This window comes from Proteiniphilum sp., assembly GCF_034927365.1.
Taxonomy (GTDB): domain Bacteria; phylum Bacteroidota; class Bacteroidia; order Bacteroidales; family Dysgonomonadaceae; genus Proteiniphilum.
Genome location: NZ_JAYFQD010000013.1, coordinates 198,854 through 217,096, shown reverse-complemented (window position 1 = coordinate 217,096; position 18,243 = coordinate 198,854). Strand labels below are relative to the sequence as shown.

Annotated in this window: 9 protein-coding genes; all 9 read left to right on the top strand. The window is 45.8% G+C overall.

What is annotated here, in order from left to right; all coding sequences use genetic code 11:
• Positions 1-4 precede the first annotated feature (4 nt).
• The 9 genes from VB073_RS09890 to VB073_RS09850 all read left to right on the top strand — a co-directional run bounded on the left by VB073_RS09890 (position 5) and on the right by VB073_RS09850 (position 18,067).
• Complete coding sequence (locus tag VB073_RS09890) at positions 5-1,996, top strand: RagB/SusD family nutrient uptake outer membrane protein (protein ID WP_323404002.1); 1,992 nt, start codon at positions 5-7, stop codon at positions 1,994-1,996.
• Between the two features lie 20 nt (positions 1,997-2,016).
• Positions 2,017-2,901, top strand: coding sequence for a BT_3044 domain-containing protein (locus tag VB073_RS09885; protein ID WP_323404001.1), 885 nt, complete (start codon positions 2,017-2,019; stop codon positions 2,899-2,901).
• 33 nt (positions 2,902-2,934) lie between these two features.
• Complete coding sequence (locus tag VB073_RS09880; RefSeq protein WP_323404000.1) at positions 2,935-4,320, top strand: BT_3987 domain-containing protein; 1,386 nt, start codon at positions 2,935-2,937, stop codon at positions 4,318-4,320.
• 86 nt (positions 4,321-4,406) lie between these two features.
• Positions 4,407-5,651, top strand: a complete 1,245-nt coding sequence (locus VB073_RS09875) for an alkaline phosphatase family protein (RefSeq protein ID WP_323403999.1) — start codon at positions 4,407-4,409, stop codon at positions 5,649-5,651.
• An 88-nt stretch (positions 5,652-5,739) separates the two neighbouring features.
• Positions 5,740-6,831, top strand: a complete 1,092-nt coding sequence (locus VB073_RS09870) for an endonuclease/exonuclease/phosphatase family protein (RefSeq protein WP_323403998.1) — start codon at positions 5,740-5,742, stop codon at positions 6,829-6,831.
• Between the two features lie 196 nt (positions 6,832-7,027).
• The gene (locus VB073_RS09865) at positions 7,028-8,152 is read left to right on the top strand and encodes a glycoside hydrolase family 88 protein (protein ID WP_323403997.1); all 1,125 of its coding nucleotides are present in this window, start codon (positions 7,028-7,030) and stop codon (positions 8,150-8,152) included.
• A 44-nt stretch (positions 8,153-8,196) separates the two neighbouring features.
• On the top strand, positions 8,197-11,739 hold the full coding sequence (locus tag VB073_RS09860; protein WP_323403996.1) for a family 78 glycoside hydrolase catalytic domain: 3,543 nt from the start codon (positions 8,197-8,199) through the stop codon (positions 11,737-11,739).
• Between the two features lie 19 nt (positions 11,740-11,758).
• A complete protein-coding gene (locus VB073_RS09855; protein WP_323403995.1) occupies positions 11,759-13,687 on the top strand; it encodes a beta-galactosidase in 1,929 nt (642 codons plus the stop codon).
• 6 nt (positions 13,688-13,693) lie between these two features.
• The gene (locus VB073_RS09850; RefSeq protein WP_323403994.1) at positions 13,694-18,067 is read left to right on the top strand and encodes a glycosyl hydrolase; all 4,374 of its coding nucleotides are present in this window, start codon (positions 13,694-13,696) and stop codon (positions 18,065-18,067) included.
• Positions 18,068-18,243: the final 176 nt, after the last annotated feature.

Below are 18,243 nucleotides of genomic sequence, written 5' to 3'. Positions count from 1 at the left end.
AAGCATGAAAAAGATAAGAATTTCAATTTTCGCAATCCTATTATCCGTAATGTTATTTACTTCCTGTAATTATTTGGATGTAAGTGATTATTTTGAGGATCAGATAAATATCGATTCGGTATTCCAGAGCAAAGACTACGTGGAGAGATTCCTGTGGGGAGCAGCTGCATTATTGCCCGACGAAGATAACATATTCGACCACAGCTACTATCCCGCCATACTTGGATCTGATGAAGGATTCACTATGTGGGAAGGGGCATATGTTCCACAACGTTTCCCGATTGACGAAATCACTGCCGACAACCTGAGCTATATGAATATATGGCCAGCCATGTACCAGGTGATCAGGAAAGCCAATACCATTTTTGCTCGTATTAATGAATGCCCGGAATTAACCGCGCAAGACAGGCGCGAAATAGTAGGATATGCCCATTTTATGCGGGGATATGCATATTATTTCCTGCTGTTGAACTACGGTCCGTTACTGATTGCCGGAGATGAGGTGTATGAAACCAGCTTAGGACCGGAAGCTTACCAGAAATACCGCTCCACATTCGATGAGAGTATAGAGTATATCTGTAACGAACTGGAGACCGCCGCTACCTACATTCCCCCAACCGTGCCGATCAATGTATTCGGGCGCCCGACAAAAGGTGCCGCCTATGGACTAATTGCAAGGCTGAGGGTATATGCAGCCAGCCCGCTCTACAACGGTGGACAGGCTGCCAGAACCTATTTCTCAGACTTTGTCCGTCAATCCGACAAGGTACATTATATATCCCAAACCTATGACGAGAAAAAATGGGCGCTTGCTGCTGCCGCATGCAGGAGAGTAATGGATATGAATTACACCCTGCATACCGTAGAAGCCAGTTTCGATACACCCGAGTTACCACAGGGCATCACCCATGATCCCGATTACTATAAACCCTGGCCAGACGGTGCTGCAGGCATAGATCCTTACCGTTCTTATGCCGACATGTTTAACGGTGAATCGTTAGGCTTTAAAAACAAAGAGTATGTTTTTGGCAAGAATTCCGGTAGAGTGAGAAGCGCTACCAATCTTTCATTTCCGGCACAGTTCGGCGGGTGGAATTGTTACTGTGTTCCCCAAAAAATTATTGATGCCTATAAAATGGCAGATGGACGAAACATTAACGACTCGAGTGATGACTATCCCTATACCGAGGAAGGTTTTACCACTACCGACCGGTCATTTTCAGGATATACTATCCGACCCAATGTAAGCAATATGTATATCAACAGGGAAGTTCGCTTTTATGCCAGCATAGGTTATAGTGGTTGTTTGTGGCCCATGAATTCCACTACCGAGAACGGTAAATTCATGCAGCAGGCATTTTACGGATTGGATCAAAACTCCGGAAGAAGTGCTGCCACGCAGGGTGACATTCGCAACTATCCTATTACCGGGTATGTATTGAAAAAATATATCCATCCTGATGATGCATGGAGCGGAGCTAACGCAGCCGTCCTTTCGAAATCATTTCCGATTGTACGTTATGCCGATATCCTGCTGATGTACGCCGAAAGTTTGAATAACCTGACGGAAACACATACGGTTGAGTTAGACGAATATACTTCCTATACCGTATCCAGGGATTTGAATGAAATCAAGAAAGCCTTCAATCAGGTGCGTCATAGAGCCGGTCTTCCCGGCCTGACCGATGAAGAGGTCAGCACACCCGAGAATTTCTTTGAAGCATTGAAAACCGAACGTATGATCGAATTCCTGCACGAAGGGTTGCGCTATCATGATGTACGCCGTTGGGGTATCGTCAAAGAAGAGGAATCAAAACCCATCATGGGGATGGATACAGAAAGGCGTGAAAGGGATGGATATTACAACCGTGTAATCTGTAATTACAGAACGGTGAGAAACAGGGTCTTCAAAGACAAGATGGTGTTACTCCCTATTGATAGACAGGAGATAAAAAGAGTACCGACACTGGATCAGAATCCGGGTTGGGAAAATTGACAAATCAATTTAAAATGAAAATGATGAAACCTATATTTGGCTATTTATTGGTAGTCTTAGTAATGTTACCGTTCATTTCCTGTGAGATGAATCTTATGGAAGAAGAGCATTACAAGAAGGTTATTTACCTGAAAAGCGGAGATAACAATATCTTCGACTACCCTCATGCGATGAACGATTCGGTGACCACCGGCTATGTTACAGTCGGCAGTGGAGGCTCCATGCCTTTCACTGAAGACCTGTTTGTAACGTTAGAGATGGATTATGAAGCGTTAGAGCGTTACAATTACCGGAACTACGGTAATGATTTAAACAAGTATGCTCAATTATTATCGCCTGACCGCTTTGTATTCCCCTCTTTCGATGCACATATCAAGGCCGGCGAACCTTCTGCCACCACCTTTGTTCCTGTTGAGATCGATGCCAACGGACTATCACCCGACACCATTTATATGGTGCCAGTCAGAATTAAGTCAGCCGGTAATGTAGAGGTCAATGAAGAGAAAAATTTTGTGTTGTATCGGATTCAATTGGTCAACAAGTATTCTTCCGCCACCTCAAGGACCTATAAGATGAGAGGGACAAAGTTACCCGACGGAAGTTATGTTTCAAATATTACCACCAACAAAATCATATCCCCATTAACACATAATCAGGTACGCCTGTTCCCGGAAAACCTGACCACTTCTGCCACGCTTGAGACCATCAATAATACGGCGATCGTACTGGTGATCAATGATGATAACAGCGTACGTGTAAAACCGTATAAATTCATTCAGGTAGAACAGTTGGATGATTGCCATTACGATCCCGAGAAAAAGGAATTTACCCTCAATTATAGATATCGTCGTCCAAGTGACACCAGATGGACAACTGTCTTCGAAACACTTACACGATTAGAGTAGTCATATCCGGATTTGGAATAATATAATAATTATATGAAGAAAATAACATATATACTACTGATCTCCCTGTTGCTCTTTGCTTGTGAGGATGAGATAAAGTACACCGAGGGGAGCTATTTTGGCCTGTCCGAAACAAATGTCAGTTTTGACAGTAAAGCCGGAGAATATACAGTCCGGACAGTCAATCTGAATGGAAGTCTGAAGGCTACCGTTATATCCGAGAACAGCGAATGGTGTAGCGCCTCTTCAAGTGGCAATACCATTTCGATTAAGGTGCAGGAAAATCTGTTTGTAAAAAGCCGCACAGCCGTCGTTGAAATCACCGATGGCAAGGATAAAATCAATCTGATGGTAAGACAAGCACGAAAATATTTCACTTCTGTAGCCCCGGTGAAAGATCTGAAGGCCACACCCGGCCCGAACAGGATAACCCTTACCTGGACAGAACCGGAAGAAGATAATTTCTCGCATGTCATCATCACTTATCTTAAAAAAGGAGAAGATATTAGAGTGATCCTGGATGGCGGTGTAACCGAATATACTATACCGGAATTGCTAAACTCGGACGGTGAATATACTTTCAACGTACAGTCAATCGACAAGGATAACGATGCAGGGGATATTGTATCTATCAAAGGGACCGCTGGTAAGTTAGTGGCTTTCAGGTTTGAAAAAGACATTGATACACAATGGGTTCCCTATTATCTGAGAGAAAGTGACACCTACTCCACCACATTAAAAGTAGGTAGTGCCGAGTTCGATGAGGGCCAGAAGATCACTGTGGAAGTAGCTATAGATGAAAGTCTGCTGGCTGCTTATAACCAGAAAAACGGCACATCCTATGCGATATTACCCGCTGGGACATACACTTTGCCGGAAAATCTGACCTATAACGGTACCACTAATTATCAGAATTACAATATTCAGTTAGATATACCGGCAGTTGGTGACCAGAAAATATATGCATTGCCGCTGAAGATAGCTTCTACCTCATCAGCCGAAATCAGCGAGATAATGGCTTACACTGTGGTTATTTTCTATGTGGATGATTTGGCAGGATGGTATACCGTCGACCGTTTATCAAAGAACGGCGAACCGGCTAGCGCATACCCTGCAAGTCCACAGGACAGACGCAGGTATATCAGAAGGACTGGTACTACCACCTGGGAGACGGGATATCTTTTCCGCGCCTATGCGACTAGTGAAACCCGGCCAGCTGCGAACGACAATTCTTTCCAGTATATCTCACTGGATCCTGCCACCAAGCAGATAACTATTAAACAGGGAAGTTATCCATCCAACAACCATCTGAATGAATTTAATATAACCACTAACGAATTGCATATTGAATATCATTATCCGGATTGGCCTGGTTGGTGGAACCACGAAAGGATGTATAGCAGGTCTTTAAAAAGATAAAGCGTGGTTTGATATAGATAAATATATAAAGATACTATATTTGCAGGCTAAGAGATACACTGTAGATTCAATAACAAAACAATAAAATGAACAAGAAATTAGGATTTGTATGGTTGCTATGGGCGATAGGATTAATCTCCTTCGCCCAGACACCGGTAAAAAAGGCAATTTACATTATTATGGATGGTATCCCCACGGATATCATCCATAAAGCAAGTACGCCCAATCTGGACAGGATCGTGAAAGAGGGTGTTTTCCTGAACTCCCATGTGGGAGGGATAAGAGGCGATTATCGCGAAACTCCCACTATTTCGGCGAATGGATATGCCATTCTGGTCACCGGCACATGGGCAAACAAGAACAATGTCTGGGACAATAGCCTCAAGGCTCCAAACTACAACTACCCCACCCTATTCAAACTCTATAAGGATGCTTATCCGGATGGTAAAATAGGTATCTTCTCCACCTGGCTCGACAACCGCACCAAACTCCTGGGAGAAGATTTGCCGGAGACCGGAGGAATTAAGTTCAACTATCATTTTGATGGACTTGAGATAGATACCCAGAACTATCCTCACGACAATAAAAGTCTTTATATCAAGAGAATTGATGCTGAGGTAGCCATGGCTGCCGCCAAAAGTGTCTATAAAGACGGGCCCAACTTATCATGGGTCTACCTGCAGTACACCGATGATGTCGGTCACCACTATGGAGATAGTCCTGAGTTATACAATTCCATCACCTTCCAGGACGCATTGGTCGGACTGATATATGACTCAGTAAAACAACGTGAAGAAGAGCTTGGTGAAGAGTGGCTCTTTGTGGTGGTAACCGATCACGGCAGGACACCGGTTACTGCAAGGCATCATGGCGGCCAGAGCGACAATGAACGCAACACATGGATGGTAATGAATAAAAAGGATATCAACCAATATGCCCTCAATTACCGTACTGCGGGAGTCGATCTTCTTCCTACTATCTGTGGTTTCCTGGGTGTGGAGATTCCGGCTGATACGCAATACGAATTGGACGGTGTATCAGTGTTGAAGGAGGTGGATGCTTTTGATCTGAAAGCTTCTCTGAACGGCAACAAATCGTTGGAAATGAACTGGAACGCGATCAATAAGGAAAAAGATGTACAGGCAGAAGTACTGGTCAGCTTTACCAACAATATCAAAGAAGGAGGAAAAGACACTTTCCAGAAGATTGCGGATGTGAATGTGAAAGAGGGAAAAGCCTCCATTCCTGTCAAACTCCCCAAGAATTCCGAATTTCTGAAGGTGGTTTTGAAAACACCGAATAACACACTGAATTACTGGGTTCAAAAATAAAGCAGTCAAATCACAATGGATATAATTGCAACTAAAGTGAAGAGGTTCTCCGCTTTAGTTGCAATTATACATATTCCCCATCATTGACATGCAAAAGATATTGACATATATCACAGGGGCTCTTCTTCTATCGACACTCTTTTTCCATCCATCCTGCAATAAATCCATACTCCCTGAAGAGGATCCAATTGAGAAAAAAATAGAGATCCAACTCAAAGTGCTTCAACTCAATATATGGATGGAAGGCACCGTCGTCCCCGACGGACTGAGCGGTATTGTCGATATCATCGATCAGATCGACCCCGATATCGTGTTGCTATGTGAAATCAGGAACAATAATAACATACCATTTATTCCCAAGCTGATTACCCGGCTCGACAGAAAGGGGAAGCCCTACTATTTTGGCGACAGCAAGGGCGACAATGGGATATTATCGAAATACAAGTTAAAAGATGTCGAGCAACGCCATTCGATGACAAAAGCATCGTGCGAGATCGAGGGGCAAACCTTTGTCGTCTATTCTGCGCATCTGGATGCCAGCCATTATGAATGTTACCTGCCACGGGGTTACAGCGGTACCACATGGAAAAAACTGGAAGGAGGACCCATCACTGATGCGAACTATATCTATGAGGCGAATATGGTTTCCTCCAGAGATGAGGCCATCGATAAATTTGTCGCTGATGCCCAGAAAGAAATTATCAAAGGGAATATCGTGATTATGGGAGGTGACCTTAATGAGCCATCACACCTCGATTGGCAGGAAAACACCAAAAATCTCTGGGACCATAATGGCGTGGTAATCGATTGGTATTGTTCCTCCAGGATGATAAAGTCGGGGTATAAAGACAGTTATCGGGAAATCTATCCCGATCCGGTAAGATACCCGGGATTTACCTTCCCCTCCGCCAACAAGCATGTGACGGATTGGCAACTGGCATGGGCACCCGAAGCTGATGAAAGAGACCGGATCGATTTTATATATTATTACCCGAATCCCCTCTTAAAACTCACCGATGCCAGGATTGTAGGCCCTTCCGGCACTGTCTATTATGGAAAAACAGGACCGCACGATGCCGATGATATCTTTATAGAGCCCAAAGGTATCTGGCCAACCGACCATAAAGGAAATCTGGCGACTTTTACAATCAGCTTACAGCCCCAGGCCAAAAAAAAATAATCGGTCTGCAAAAACCGGCCAATCATTCCTTGCTGCATTTTATTGTTATACATCAATAAGATGAGTTGGGAGGGCGTATCATTATTCTTTTGCTTTTTATCATATTACACAGTTAATAATAATGTAAATTGATTTACATTTACCTTTCTAAATTTTGCTTAAACCATGTGTAAACTTTTATAAACATTCTAATAAGATGAGAATGAATCGTTTTTTATTATCCATTTGTGTAGTATGTTTGATTTGTAGCTGTACTACAAACAGATTGTCACGCGACAATTCAAGAGCACTATTTTTCAGCGACAACTACATTAAGTCAATCATGCTAAAGGCAGCGGAGTGGCAGTTAAAAAATCCAAAACACCATATAAAGGATTGGACGAACGGGGCTTTTTATGCCGGTATATTTGCGACATGGGAAACTACAAAATCGGAAAATATCTACAATACCTTGATGGAATTGGGAGAGAAAACAGCATGGGAACCTCACAAACGATTTTATCATGCTGATGATGTAGCGATTTGCCAAACCTATATCGATCTTTACCAGCTAGAAAAAAAACGGGAGATGATTCAACCCACTATCGACACCATTGCCCGTTTCATTGCCAATCCTTATCCGAAAACTCATAAGGCAGAGATTATCAAATGGTGGTGGTGCGACGCCCTGTTCATGGCTCCGCCCGTCATGACGAAGCTCTGGAAAGCTACCGGTGACAAAGAGTATCTCACTTATAATGATCTCTACTTCAAAGAGTGTTATGACCTTCTCTACAATCAGGAGGAACATCTTTTTGCACGGGATTTGAATTATCTCCTTCAGCCTGACGGATCCGGGCGCAAGGAAGCAAACGGACAGCGGATTTTCTGGTCGCGGGGGAACGGCTGGGTAATGGGTGGCCTGGTACGTATGCTACAGGATTTACCGTCCGATTATCCGCAGCGCCCATTTTATGAGAAACTCTATAAGGATATGGCTGAACGGATTATCGGACTTCAGCAGGAAGACGGTCTTTGGAGAGCCAGCTTACTCGATCCGGAGTCTTATCCCGGCGGAGAAGTCAGCGGTTCGGGATTCTTCTGTTATGCACTCGCCTGGGGTATCAACAATAAAATACTCGACAAAAAGAAATACCTACCTGCGGTAAAGAAAGCCTGGATAAGTTTGAATGGCTGCGTAAACGAGGAGGGCCGTGTAGGATGGGTGCAACCGATCGGTGGTGATCCGCAGAAGAATTTCTCAGAAAACAACTGGGAAGTATATGGAACGGGAGCGTTCCTGCTTGCCGGTAGTGAAGTCATTAAACTGCCAAAGAAATAAAATATATTCTCAGTACATGAAATAATCCCAAGAGCACCATTTTTATGAAACCCCAAATTATTCTACTACTCTCGTCGATATTATTACTCACAGCTTGTTCAGGCAAGGAACTCTCTTCTTTGAAGGTCGAATATGAAGAGACTCCTCTGGGCATCGATGTGGAAAGACCCCGTTTCAGCTGGCAGATGGTCTCGGATAAACAAAGACAATCACAATCTGCTTATCAAATCACTGTTACCGACAAGGCAGGTCAAGAAGTATGGAATAGCGGGAAAATTGAAAGTGATATATCTCTCAATATTGAATATGCCGGAAAAACCTTGCAACCCTCCACAAGATACCACTGGACAGTACAGGTGTGGGATCAGGATAATAAGCCCCTGTCGGCACATTCATGGTTTGAGACGGGATTGATGAATCCCTCTATAGAAGCATGGGATGGTGCCAGGTGGATTGGAGGCGGAGATGAAGACCTGGTACTTTACCCGGATTACCTGCCAACCTACAATATCAATTACACCCTGCAACTCGACAAGGAAAGCAATACAACCAAAGCGGGATTTATCTTCGGCGCCAATGATCCCCGACTGATGAATAAAAACAAGAATATCTATAATCTGCAAAATGAAAAAGACCAATCTTACATTGAAGTGGAACTGGATATTTCAAAAGTAGATGCAGGTGCGAATGCTTTCCTGTATATCTATCGCGTAGGATATGCGCCCGGAGATAACAAGAATACCCCCTTTCGAATGCTGGCTATTCCCGCTTCTTTGATCAATAAAAGGAATAAATACGATAAACATACGGTTTACCTTAAAACCATGTATAGCAATACCGAATTCTATATCGACGGCGAAGGGGAATCGAACAAAATAGGAAGTATAACGATCAATCCCATCGGTAATAGCTGGGACTATATCTGCTTTCCATTGCTATGCGAAATCGGCTTCACTGCAAAGCCCGGCCAGTCGGCCGACTTCTCCAATCTGGAGGTACGCAACTACCGGATACCTAACAATATCCTTTTCTCTGAGAAATTAGATAAAAATGGGGAGAAAAGTGTCTTTGCCGACAAGAAAAACCTGACAATCGACAACGACAATTACCGGGTAAATGGATCAGAATCCGGGACATTGATCACTGCCAATATTCAGAAAAAATCGATGCCACTGCTCAGGACAACTTTCAAGGCTAAAAAAGCTACCATCACCGATGCCCGTCTCTATATTACGACAAGAGGGATTTATGAGGTATATATGAACGGGAAAAAAGTCGGGGATGATTACTTCAATCCCGGACTGACACAATACAACAAACATCATCTCTATCAGACCTATGACATCACCGACTATGTCAAAGCGGACGATAATGCTCTGGGAATAGCGATGGGCGAAGGATGGTGGAGCGGAGCAATCACCTATATGGGATACCTGTGGAACCTGTTCGGCGACAGGCAATCGCTTCTCGCTAAACTGGTGGTCAGCTATGGCGATGGTACCAAAGAAACAATTGTAAGTAACTCCGATACATGGTCATATTTCGACAATGGACCCATCATATACAGCAGTTTCTTTCAGGGTGAAGTGTATGATGCCCGGAAAGAATCGTTGATAGAGGGCTGGACGGAAGCCTCCTATAACGCTTCAGACTGGAAAAAGGCGGTGGAAGTCAACCAGGAAAAAGCGATCATCGAAGACAAAGCCATTGAAATGGGCAGGATGCCTGCGGTAAACGATTTCTCCCACATGAAACTGATTGGGCAGTATGGGCAAACGGTCAAAAAAATCAAAGAGCTTACCGCTATTTCAATGGAAGAGGTCAGACCCGGTGTCTATCTCTATGATATGGGGCAGAATATGGCAGGTATACCCAGAATCACTCTGCAGGGAGAAGAACCCGGCAGCGAAATCAAACTACGATTTGCCGAAGTAAAATACCCCGATCTGCCCGAGTTCAAAGAGAACGTGGGGATGATCATGCTCGAAAATATCCGCGGTGCGATGGCACAGGATATCTATATCACAAAGGGAGGCAATGAAACCATTCTGCCGCGGTTTACTTTCCACGGTTACCGCTTTATAGAAATCACCGGGATAGATAAACCCCTTCCGCTGGAGGCGGTGAAAGGCGATGTACTAAGTTCCATCCACGAGCTGACATCCGGGTATGAAACATCCAACGCAAAAGTGAACAAGTTGTGGGAAAATATAACCTGGTCAACCTTTGCCAATTTCATATCGATACCCACCGACTGTCCGCAACGCAACGAACGGATGGGATGGAGCGGCGATATATCGGTCTTTTCCCGGACAGCCACCTACCTGGGTAATATATCTCAGTTCCTTCACCGCCACATGCTGGCGATGCGCGACACACAACGTAAAGATGGTCGCTTTGCCGATGTCGCACCCATCGGCGGCGGCTTTGGCGGTATACTATGGGGCAGCGCGGGCATTACCGTGCCATGGGAAAGCTACCTGCAGTACAATGATGAACGGCTGTTGGCAGATCATTATGAGGCAATGAAAACATATATCCGCTATTTAGTGGAATATATAGATCCTGAAACAGGCATATTGACTGAAGGAAACCTTGGCGACTGGCTCGGGCCCGAACAGGAGAAGAATGACAATACTTTATTGTGGGAGGCTTATTTCATCTACGACCTGGAATTGATGCAGCGCATGGCAACAGTGCTCGACAGGAAAGAAGACGCCGAATGGTTCAGTAAGCTGCACAGCGAACGAAAAGCCTTCTTCAACAATACTTACTTCAATCACGAAACGGGTGAGACCATCCATTCCGGATTCAGGCAACCGGAAAGAAAGGGAGAACTGATCGGCACGCAAACCTCGTACCTGATCCCGTTGGCATTCGATATCTGCAACGAAGAGATAAAAGAGCGTGTCCTGAAACAACTCATCCATTGCATTGAAAATCCCTATCAGAAAAATGCAGAGACCGTTTATCCCCCCTACTCCCTGATGACCGGTTTTATCGGTACGGCGTGGATCAACAGGATACTATCGGAACTGGGGTACTCCGAAGCGGCGTACCGGATATTACAGCAAACCGACTATCCCTCATGGCTTTACTCGGTGGACCAGGGTGCTACCACCATCTGGGAACGGCTCAACTCCTACACCCGCGAGCACGGCTTTAGCGGTAATAACTCCATGAACTCCTTCAACCACTACTCCTTCGGTGCAATCGGTTCGTGGATGTACAACCACTCGCTGGGAATAGAACGTGATGAAAATCACCCGGGTTTCAAGCACTTTGTATTGCAGCCCGAGCCCGACCCAACCGGAGAGATGACTTTCGCCAAAGGCCATTACGACTCAATGTATGGCCGGATCGAGAGTAGCTGGGAAAGGAAAGGTGACATCTGTCAATACCGTTTTACAGTACCGGCAAACAGCTCGGCGACCCTTTACCTGCAGGCAGCGGGAGTAGATATGATCAAAGAAGGCAACAAACCGCTTACAAAATCAAAAGAGATTAAAATCGAAGGTGAAAAGGATGGAAGAGTGATCATGGAACTCCAGCCGGGAAAATATCGATTCAGTGTAAAAACAAAATAAGAATCTCATTCACAACACAATGAAAGTTATCACTTTCATAATTTTCTTTTTGTTTGCAGGCTTCTATTCTTATGCGCAGGATAAAGCCGAAATAAAAATAAGGGAGGGACTACCCACGTTACATATCAACGGGAAGCCCTACCCCCCTTTTGCCTATATGTCCTATCTGGGTGAGAAAGAATACTACCGGGAAGTGGCTGGAACCGGTGTGCATCTCTATTGTTTCCCCGCTTATTTAGGTGATAGGGGTATCAACAGCATCTCCGGCATCGGCCCCTTCCGTAAGCCGATCTGGATTGGAGAAAAACAATACGATTTTTCAGGTATTGGCGAAGATTTTAAGAAAATTATCGAAGCTGACCCCTCTGCAAAAGTAATTATCCGCCTTTATCTCGACCCGCCTCTCTGGTGGGAACAAGCTCATCCCGATGAAGCCTGCCGGCTCCCCGACGGCACCACATTCCGTCAATCCTTTTACTCGGAACGGTGGAGAAAAGAGAGTGCCGGGGTAATCACCGATGTCTACCGGTGGATAATGAATTCACCCTACAAGAAACATCTGATTGGCCTGCATGTGGCGGCGGGCGGAACCGAAGAGTGGTTTTTCCATCCTCCCCAGCAACTTGACATCAATCCTCACAGGACTACCGCCTTCCGGCAGTGGCTATCCCGCAGATACAAACATGATCATCCATTGCAATCGGCATGGAATGATAAGAAGGTAACCCTTCGCAATGCAGAACCGATAGATGTGGCCTCGGATAAACCTGTAGACCGCTGGAGAATGGAGAAAGAAGAACAGCGTTTTGCCGACACTTACCAGTTCCAGGCGGAAAACACAGCCGATAATATCGCATGGTTTTGTAAACATATCAAGGAAATAAGTAAGGGACGATTACTTACCGGTGCATTTTATGGCTATCATTACGTCTTAACCGATGCCCGTGCAGGTCATACCGCACTCTATAAACTGCTGCAATGCCCTCATCTCGACTATCTGTCGAGCCCCAACGATTACAACCGGGTAACCGGCGAGGATTGGCCCCCCTTCACTGCCATCCATACCATTCAATTGCAAGGCAAATTGTGGCTGGCGGAAAATGACACCCGAACCAGTATCACCACGCTGCTTAAGGAGCGTGCCCCGGCTATCGCGCCACAAGGTTTCTATGACAGCGGTGTATGGCTCGGACCCAAAGATATGGAGACCTCTGTCGCACTTTTATGGAAGAATGCCGGCCGGATGCTGGCCTACGGATATGGAGGATGGTGGTTCGACATGTGGGGAGGATGGTTCAGCGATCCCCAACTTTTAGAGGTAATCAGCAAAACAAACCAACTCTACACCAATTCTTCCGGTCAGGATAAAAAACCAATGCCATCGCAGGTAGCTGTCGTTGTAGATGAACAATTGTGCTTGTATGACAACAGCTTCGGGAAACTGACCAATCAGATTCTTTCCAACCGCTATTCATTGGGGAAGATCGGCACCCCTTACGACCTGTTCCTCCGACCCGATGCAGGTAAACTCTCCGGGCAATATAAGGTGGTATGGCTTCTCGGTCTATTGAACCTCTCCCGCGAGGAACGGCAAATAATTGAAAAATGGAAGGAGGAAGGTATTACGGTCATCTTGACAGATAATAAAGGGACCCACTTTTTTAGCCCGGATACTTTCCACGAAGGCAAAACAGACTGGAGCGCCGCTGAACTGCGGGTGATATGCAAGGATGCCGGCGTCCATATATACAATGACAGCGACGACGTGACCTATGCCGGCCTCAACTGGATATGCATTCATTCGGTGGAGGGAGGCAAGAGAAGCATCCGGCTTCCCTTTTCCGCTGAGGTTATCCAATACCCGGGAGACCACAGGGTTTCGGGAGCTACGAATCATATCGACCTCCTATTGGAACCTTCTTCAACCATCCTTTTACAGCTTAAATAACACAAGATGAAAACAATCCAATCTTTACTCCTCGCCATCCTTTTTCTTTGCTGCGCAAGTTTGAATGCACAAAATATCGACCTGCTGAAGAAGGGATTTAAAACTCCCCCTGATTCGGCCAAACCGGGTGTATACTGGTATTTCATGGACGGTAATCTCACGAAAGAATCGCTGACCAAGGACCTTGAGTCGATGAAGCAGGCAGGCATCGGCAATCTGATGTACCTGGAGGTAAATGTAGGTGTGCCGAGAGGCAATGTGGATTTCTTCAGTGAAGAGTGGCAACAACTATTCACCCACGCGGTGAAAGAAGCGGAGAGACTGGACATCGAGATATCAATGGGTCTCGGACCCGGATGGACCGGAAGCGGTGGTCCCTGGGTGAAACCCGAGGAATCGATGCAGCATATCGTGGGTGAATCGGTCGCCGTAAAAGGAGGTAAGAAAACCGATATTATACTCCCGGTTCCGGCTCCCAAGAGACCCTATTTCGGATTACCAGCCGAAATGCAGGAACAGTGGTCGGGATATTATGAAGATATTGCCGTGATTGCTTTCCCCAAAAAAGATACGATAGGACTCATCGGGGATATTGATGAAAAAGCGCTCTATTACCGTCCCCCCTACACCTCTGTAGCAGGAGTAAAACCCTATTTTGTTTCCGGTATAGCTTCTTCCGCGTTAAAGGAAAAAGGGATTGATCCCCAGGAGATCATTGACCTGACCGATAAAATGGATCAAAACGGGAGACTGCAATGGAATGCTCCCAAAGGAGAATGGACGGTGATGCGGTTCGTCAGCCGTAACAATGGCGCCTCCACCCGGCCTGCTCCGCTACCCGGCCTGGGATTCGAATCGGATAAATTCGACAAGGGTGCGCTCAACCGGCATCTCGATCATTTTATCGGATCGCTGTTGGAGAAAACGGGAATACCCGATAAGAACGCGCAAGGAGGACTGAAAAGACTCCATATGGATAGCTGGGAAATGGGAGCACAGAACTGGAGCAAGCACTTCAGGGAGGAATTCAAAAAACGGAGAGGGTATGATCCTTTTCCTTTTTATCCGGTATTTTCGGGACTCATCGTCAAGGAGAGGGAGATCAGTGAGCGATTCCTTTGGGATCTGCGTCTCACATCACAGGAGTTAGTGATTGAAAACCACGCAGAGGAAGGGAAACGATATGCCAGAGAGCGCAACATGGGTTTCTCGATCGAACCTTATGACATGAACCCCACTGCCGACATGGAACTGGGAGCGGTAGCCGATCTACCCATGTGTGAGTTCTGGAGCAAGGGGTTCGGGTTCAACTCTGCCTTTAGCTGCATAGAAGCAACTTCCATCGGCCACATAAACGGCAGTTCCATTATTGCGGCGGAAGCCTTCACAGCCGATCCGGGTGAGGGATGGAAACAATATCCGGGAGTGATGAAAAACCAGGGAGACTGGGCTTTTGCTACCGGAATCAACCGATTCGTCTACCATACATTCCAGAATCAATTCCTCGACGACTCGTTGAAACCGGGCGCTACCATGGGGCCATATGGTGTACATTGGGACCGGAGCCAGACCTGGTGGCCCATGGTAAACGGCTATCACGATTATGTCTCCCGCTGCCAATATATCCTGCAACAGGGAAAACATGTGGCGGATATCCTGTTCTTAACACCGGAAGGGGCACCGCATGTTTTCAAACCGCCCTTTTCAGCCATGACAGCCTCGGATACCATCCCCGACAGGAAAGGATATAATTTCGACGGGATCGCTCCCGGTCAGTTGTACCGGGCAACCGTGGAAAACAACCGGATCGTTTTTCCGGGTGGGGCATCCTATAGCATACTGGTATTGCCTTCCGTAGAGACCATGACACCCGGTCTGTTACATAAAATCAAATCACTGATAAACGACGGGGCGCATATTATCGGAATACCACCTCTCCAATCACCCAGCCTTGCAGGATATCCCGATTGCGACAGGGAGGTGAAAGAGACCGCCCGGGCAATCTGGAGGAGTGTGAATTTACCTGCGGAATTATCAACTGTGCACTACGGCAAAGGCAAAATAACATGGGGAAAAGCAATCGCGCAGGAAACCGATAACCTGTATCCCCAATATGATATAATCGCGAAGACTCTTCGGGAAACAGGCGTGACCGAAGATTTCAAATCCGACAGGGAAGAGATCCGTTATGCCCACAGGACGGACCCTGAGTGGGATATCTATTTCTTATCCAACAAGACAGGATCTCCCGTCACCGCCCATTGTAACTTCAGAGTAGACAACGGTAATGCCATGTTATGGGACCCGATCACCGGAAATATTTACGGGATAGATGACATTACCGGCGACCACCATACCACCTCCATGATGTTGGAGTTTGAACCTTATCAAAGTTTTTTTATTGTTTTCGATAAAAAATCCAACCCCGATAATTATGGCTCCTTTCTGAACGCCGAGTCAATAGTTACCACCCTGAACGGACAGTGGAATGTATCATTCGATCCTGCATTCGGCGGGCCGGCCCATATCCAGTTCGATTCGCTTACCGATTGGACCCATCACCATCTGGATGGAGTCAGGTATTATTCCGGCATTGCCACATATACCACCGAATTCGATCTGCCGACCGAAACCACGGACCAATTCCAAAAATACTATATTGACCTGGGAGATGTAAAAAATCTGGCACAGGTAAAAATAAACGGGAAAGATGCCGGCATTCTCTGGACGTACCCCTGGAAACTCGATATCACACCATGGGTAAAGAGCAAAAATAATCTCCTTGAAGTGAAGGTGGCCAATCTGTGGGTCAACCGGTTGATCGGTGATGAAAAGTTACCCTACGATGGTATCCAACACGGACAATGGCCCGACTGGATCGTTGACAAGGAGAAGAGACCCAGTGAACGCTATACCTTTACTACTTATAGACATTATTCGGCCGAATCACCACTCCAGCCATCAGGACTTTTAGGGCCTGTAACCATAAAGGGGATCGAGTCTGCACCAGAAAAAGAGAAATCCATGGTATACATCCAGAATGACCGGCTAAAACTCGGCATTGACACATCCCTGGGAGGCGCTGTCACATACCTCTCCGACAATGCCAACGGAGGAGAGAATATGATCAACAGTTACGATTGGGGACGGCAAATCCAGATGTCCTATTATAGTGGCCCTTGGCCATATATCGGTCCCAAGGGGGAAAGACCGACCCCCGAGTGGGAGGGATTGGGATGGAACCCCATCCAGTCGGGAGATGCAGGAGGAAACCGTTCTAAAGTGATCTCCTGCGAAAAAAGAGGAAATAATGCCATCCTTGTCAGGAGTATTCCCATGCAATGGCCTCATAAAACAGGTGTGGCAGGCGAGTGTGTGTTCGAAACACTATATACCCTAAAAGATAATGTGATCACGATGGAAGCCACCATTGTGAATAACAGGAAAGACAAGACACAATATCCAGCCTGTGGACAGGAGATGCCCGCCGTTTATACCAACGGCTCCTGGTACAAACTGGTAGCTTACCTGGGGGACCAACCTTTTACTGATGCCCCCCCGACAGTGATCGTAGACAAAAACAATAAGAAAGGATGGCCATGGGTGCACTTTTATACCCCTGAGAACTGGGTTGCACTGATGGACGACAACGGTTATGGGATTGGGGTATTCCAACCCGAAGTGATGACCTTCAATGGAGGATTTCATCCCAACGACCACTTCAAGGGACATGGAGCAGAGAAAGATGTACAGACGGGACATATCGCACCGGTGGGTAGACAGATCATCGACCATAATATCCGTTGGACCTATAAAACATCACTGATTCTCGGCACATTAGACGATATCCGCGCTTACGCTAAGGAAAACAGTACAGTTACACCAAACCCCAACTGGGATTTTAAAAACTCACGCCAGAACTGGGTTTACCATGGTGACATAAAAGACACCGGGTCTCCCATCAAAGGAGGATTAGACCTGATATTCAACAAAGATGCCGCGATCGTGAGCCCAGCTACCTTTTGGCAGGCAGACAAAAACCCGGTGCTGGAAATTGAGGGGAAGTTTAGCGCGAAAAATAGTAAAGAATTGGAACTGGTTATTACCTTACAACCTGTGAGTGAATCCGATTTTACAGACTGGTTGAACTGGAGCGAGGGTGAATTCAACGCGGAAGAAGAATGGGAAAAGAAAGGCTCCCTATTCCCGCTAAAACCGGCCATTACCGTCACACAAACAATCGTTGCCGATGGTCGTGCACAAAAGCATCGAATAGACTTAAGTTCTATACCCGGTTATCAGGATGCAATGAAAAGTATTAGAATTTCATTTTCTGAGAAGGGGAAAGCTAAAATATCAAAGATATATTTTGGGAAATAGGTGGTCCACTTCATTGACTCTTTTTCCAAAACAATATAAAGCCCATGAAGGGCTTCATTAGCCAATAGACATATCAAACCTTAAATATCATTTATCTATATTTAATTATCATTTCTTGCAATTTCTATAGTTCTCTGTCTATTATTTTTGTAATATAATATTAGTGATTAAATTAA

Bases quoted from the DNA above. Each gene is read 5' to 3' on its own strand.
- VB073_RS09880 (WP_323404000.1), top strand. From the start codon at position 2,935: ATGAAGAAAATAACATATATACTACTGATCTCCCTGTTGCTCTTTGCT.
- VB073_RS09870 (WP_323403998.1), top strand. From the start codon at position 5,740: ATGCAAAAGATATTGACATATATCACAGGGGCTCTTCTTCTATCGACA.
- VB073_RS09875 (WP_323403999.1), top strand. From the start codon at position 4,407: ATGAACAAGAAATTAGGATTTGTATGGTTGCTATGGGCGATAGGATTA.
- VB073_RS09885 (WP_323404001.1), top strand. From the start codon at position 2,017: ATGATGAAACCTATATTTGGCTATTTATTGGTAGTCTTAGTAATGTTA.
- VB073_RS09850 (WP_323403994.1), top strand. From the start codon at position 13,694: ATGAAAACAATCCAATCTTTACTCCTCGCCATCCTTTTTCTTTGCTGC.
- VB073_RS09855 (WP_323403995.1), top strand. From the start codon at position 11,759: ATGAAAGTTATCACTTTCATAATTTTCTTTTTGTTTGCAGGCTTCTAT.
- VB073_RS09865 (WP_323403997.1), top strand. From the start codon at position 7,028: ATGAGAATGAATCGTTTTTTATTATCCATTTGTGTAGTATGTTTGATT.
- VB073_RS09890 (WP_323404002.1), top strand. From the start codon at position 5: ATGAAAAAGATAAGAATTTCAATTTTCGCAATCCTATTATCCGTAATG.
- VB073_RS09860 (WP_323403996.1), top strand. From the start codon at position 8,197: ATGAAACCCCAAATTATTCTACTACTCTCGTCGATATTATTACTCACA.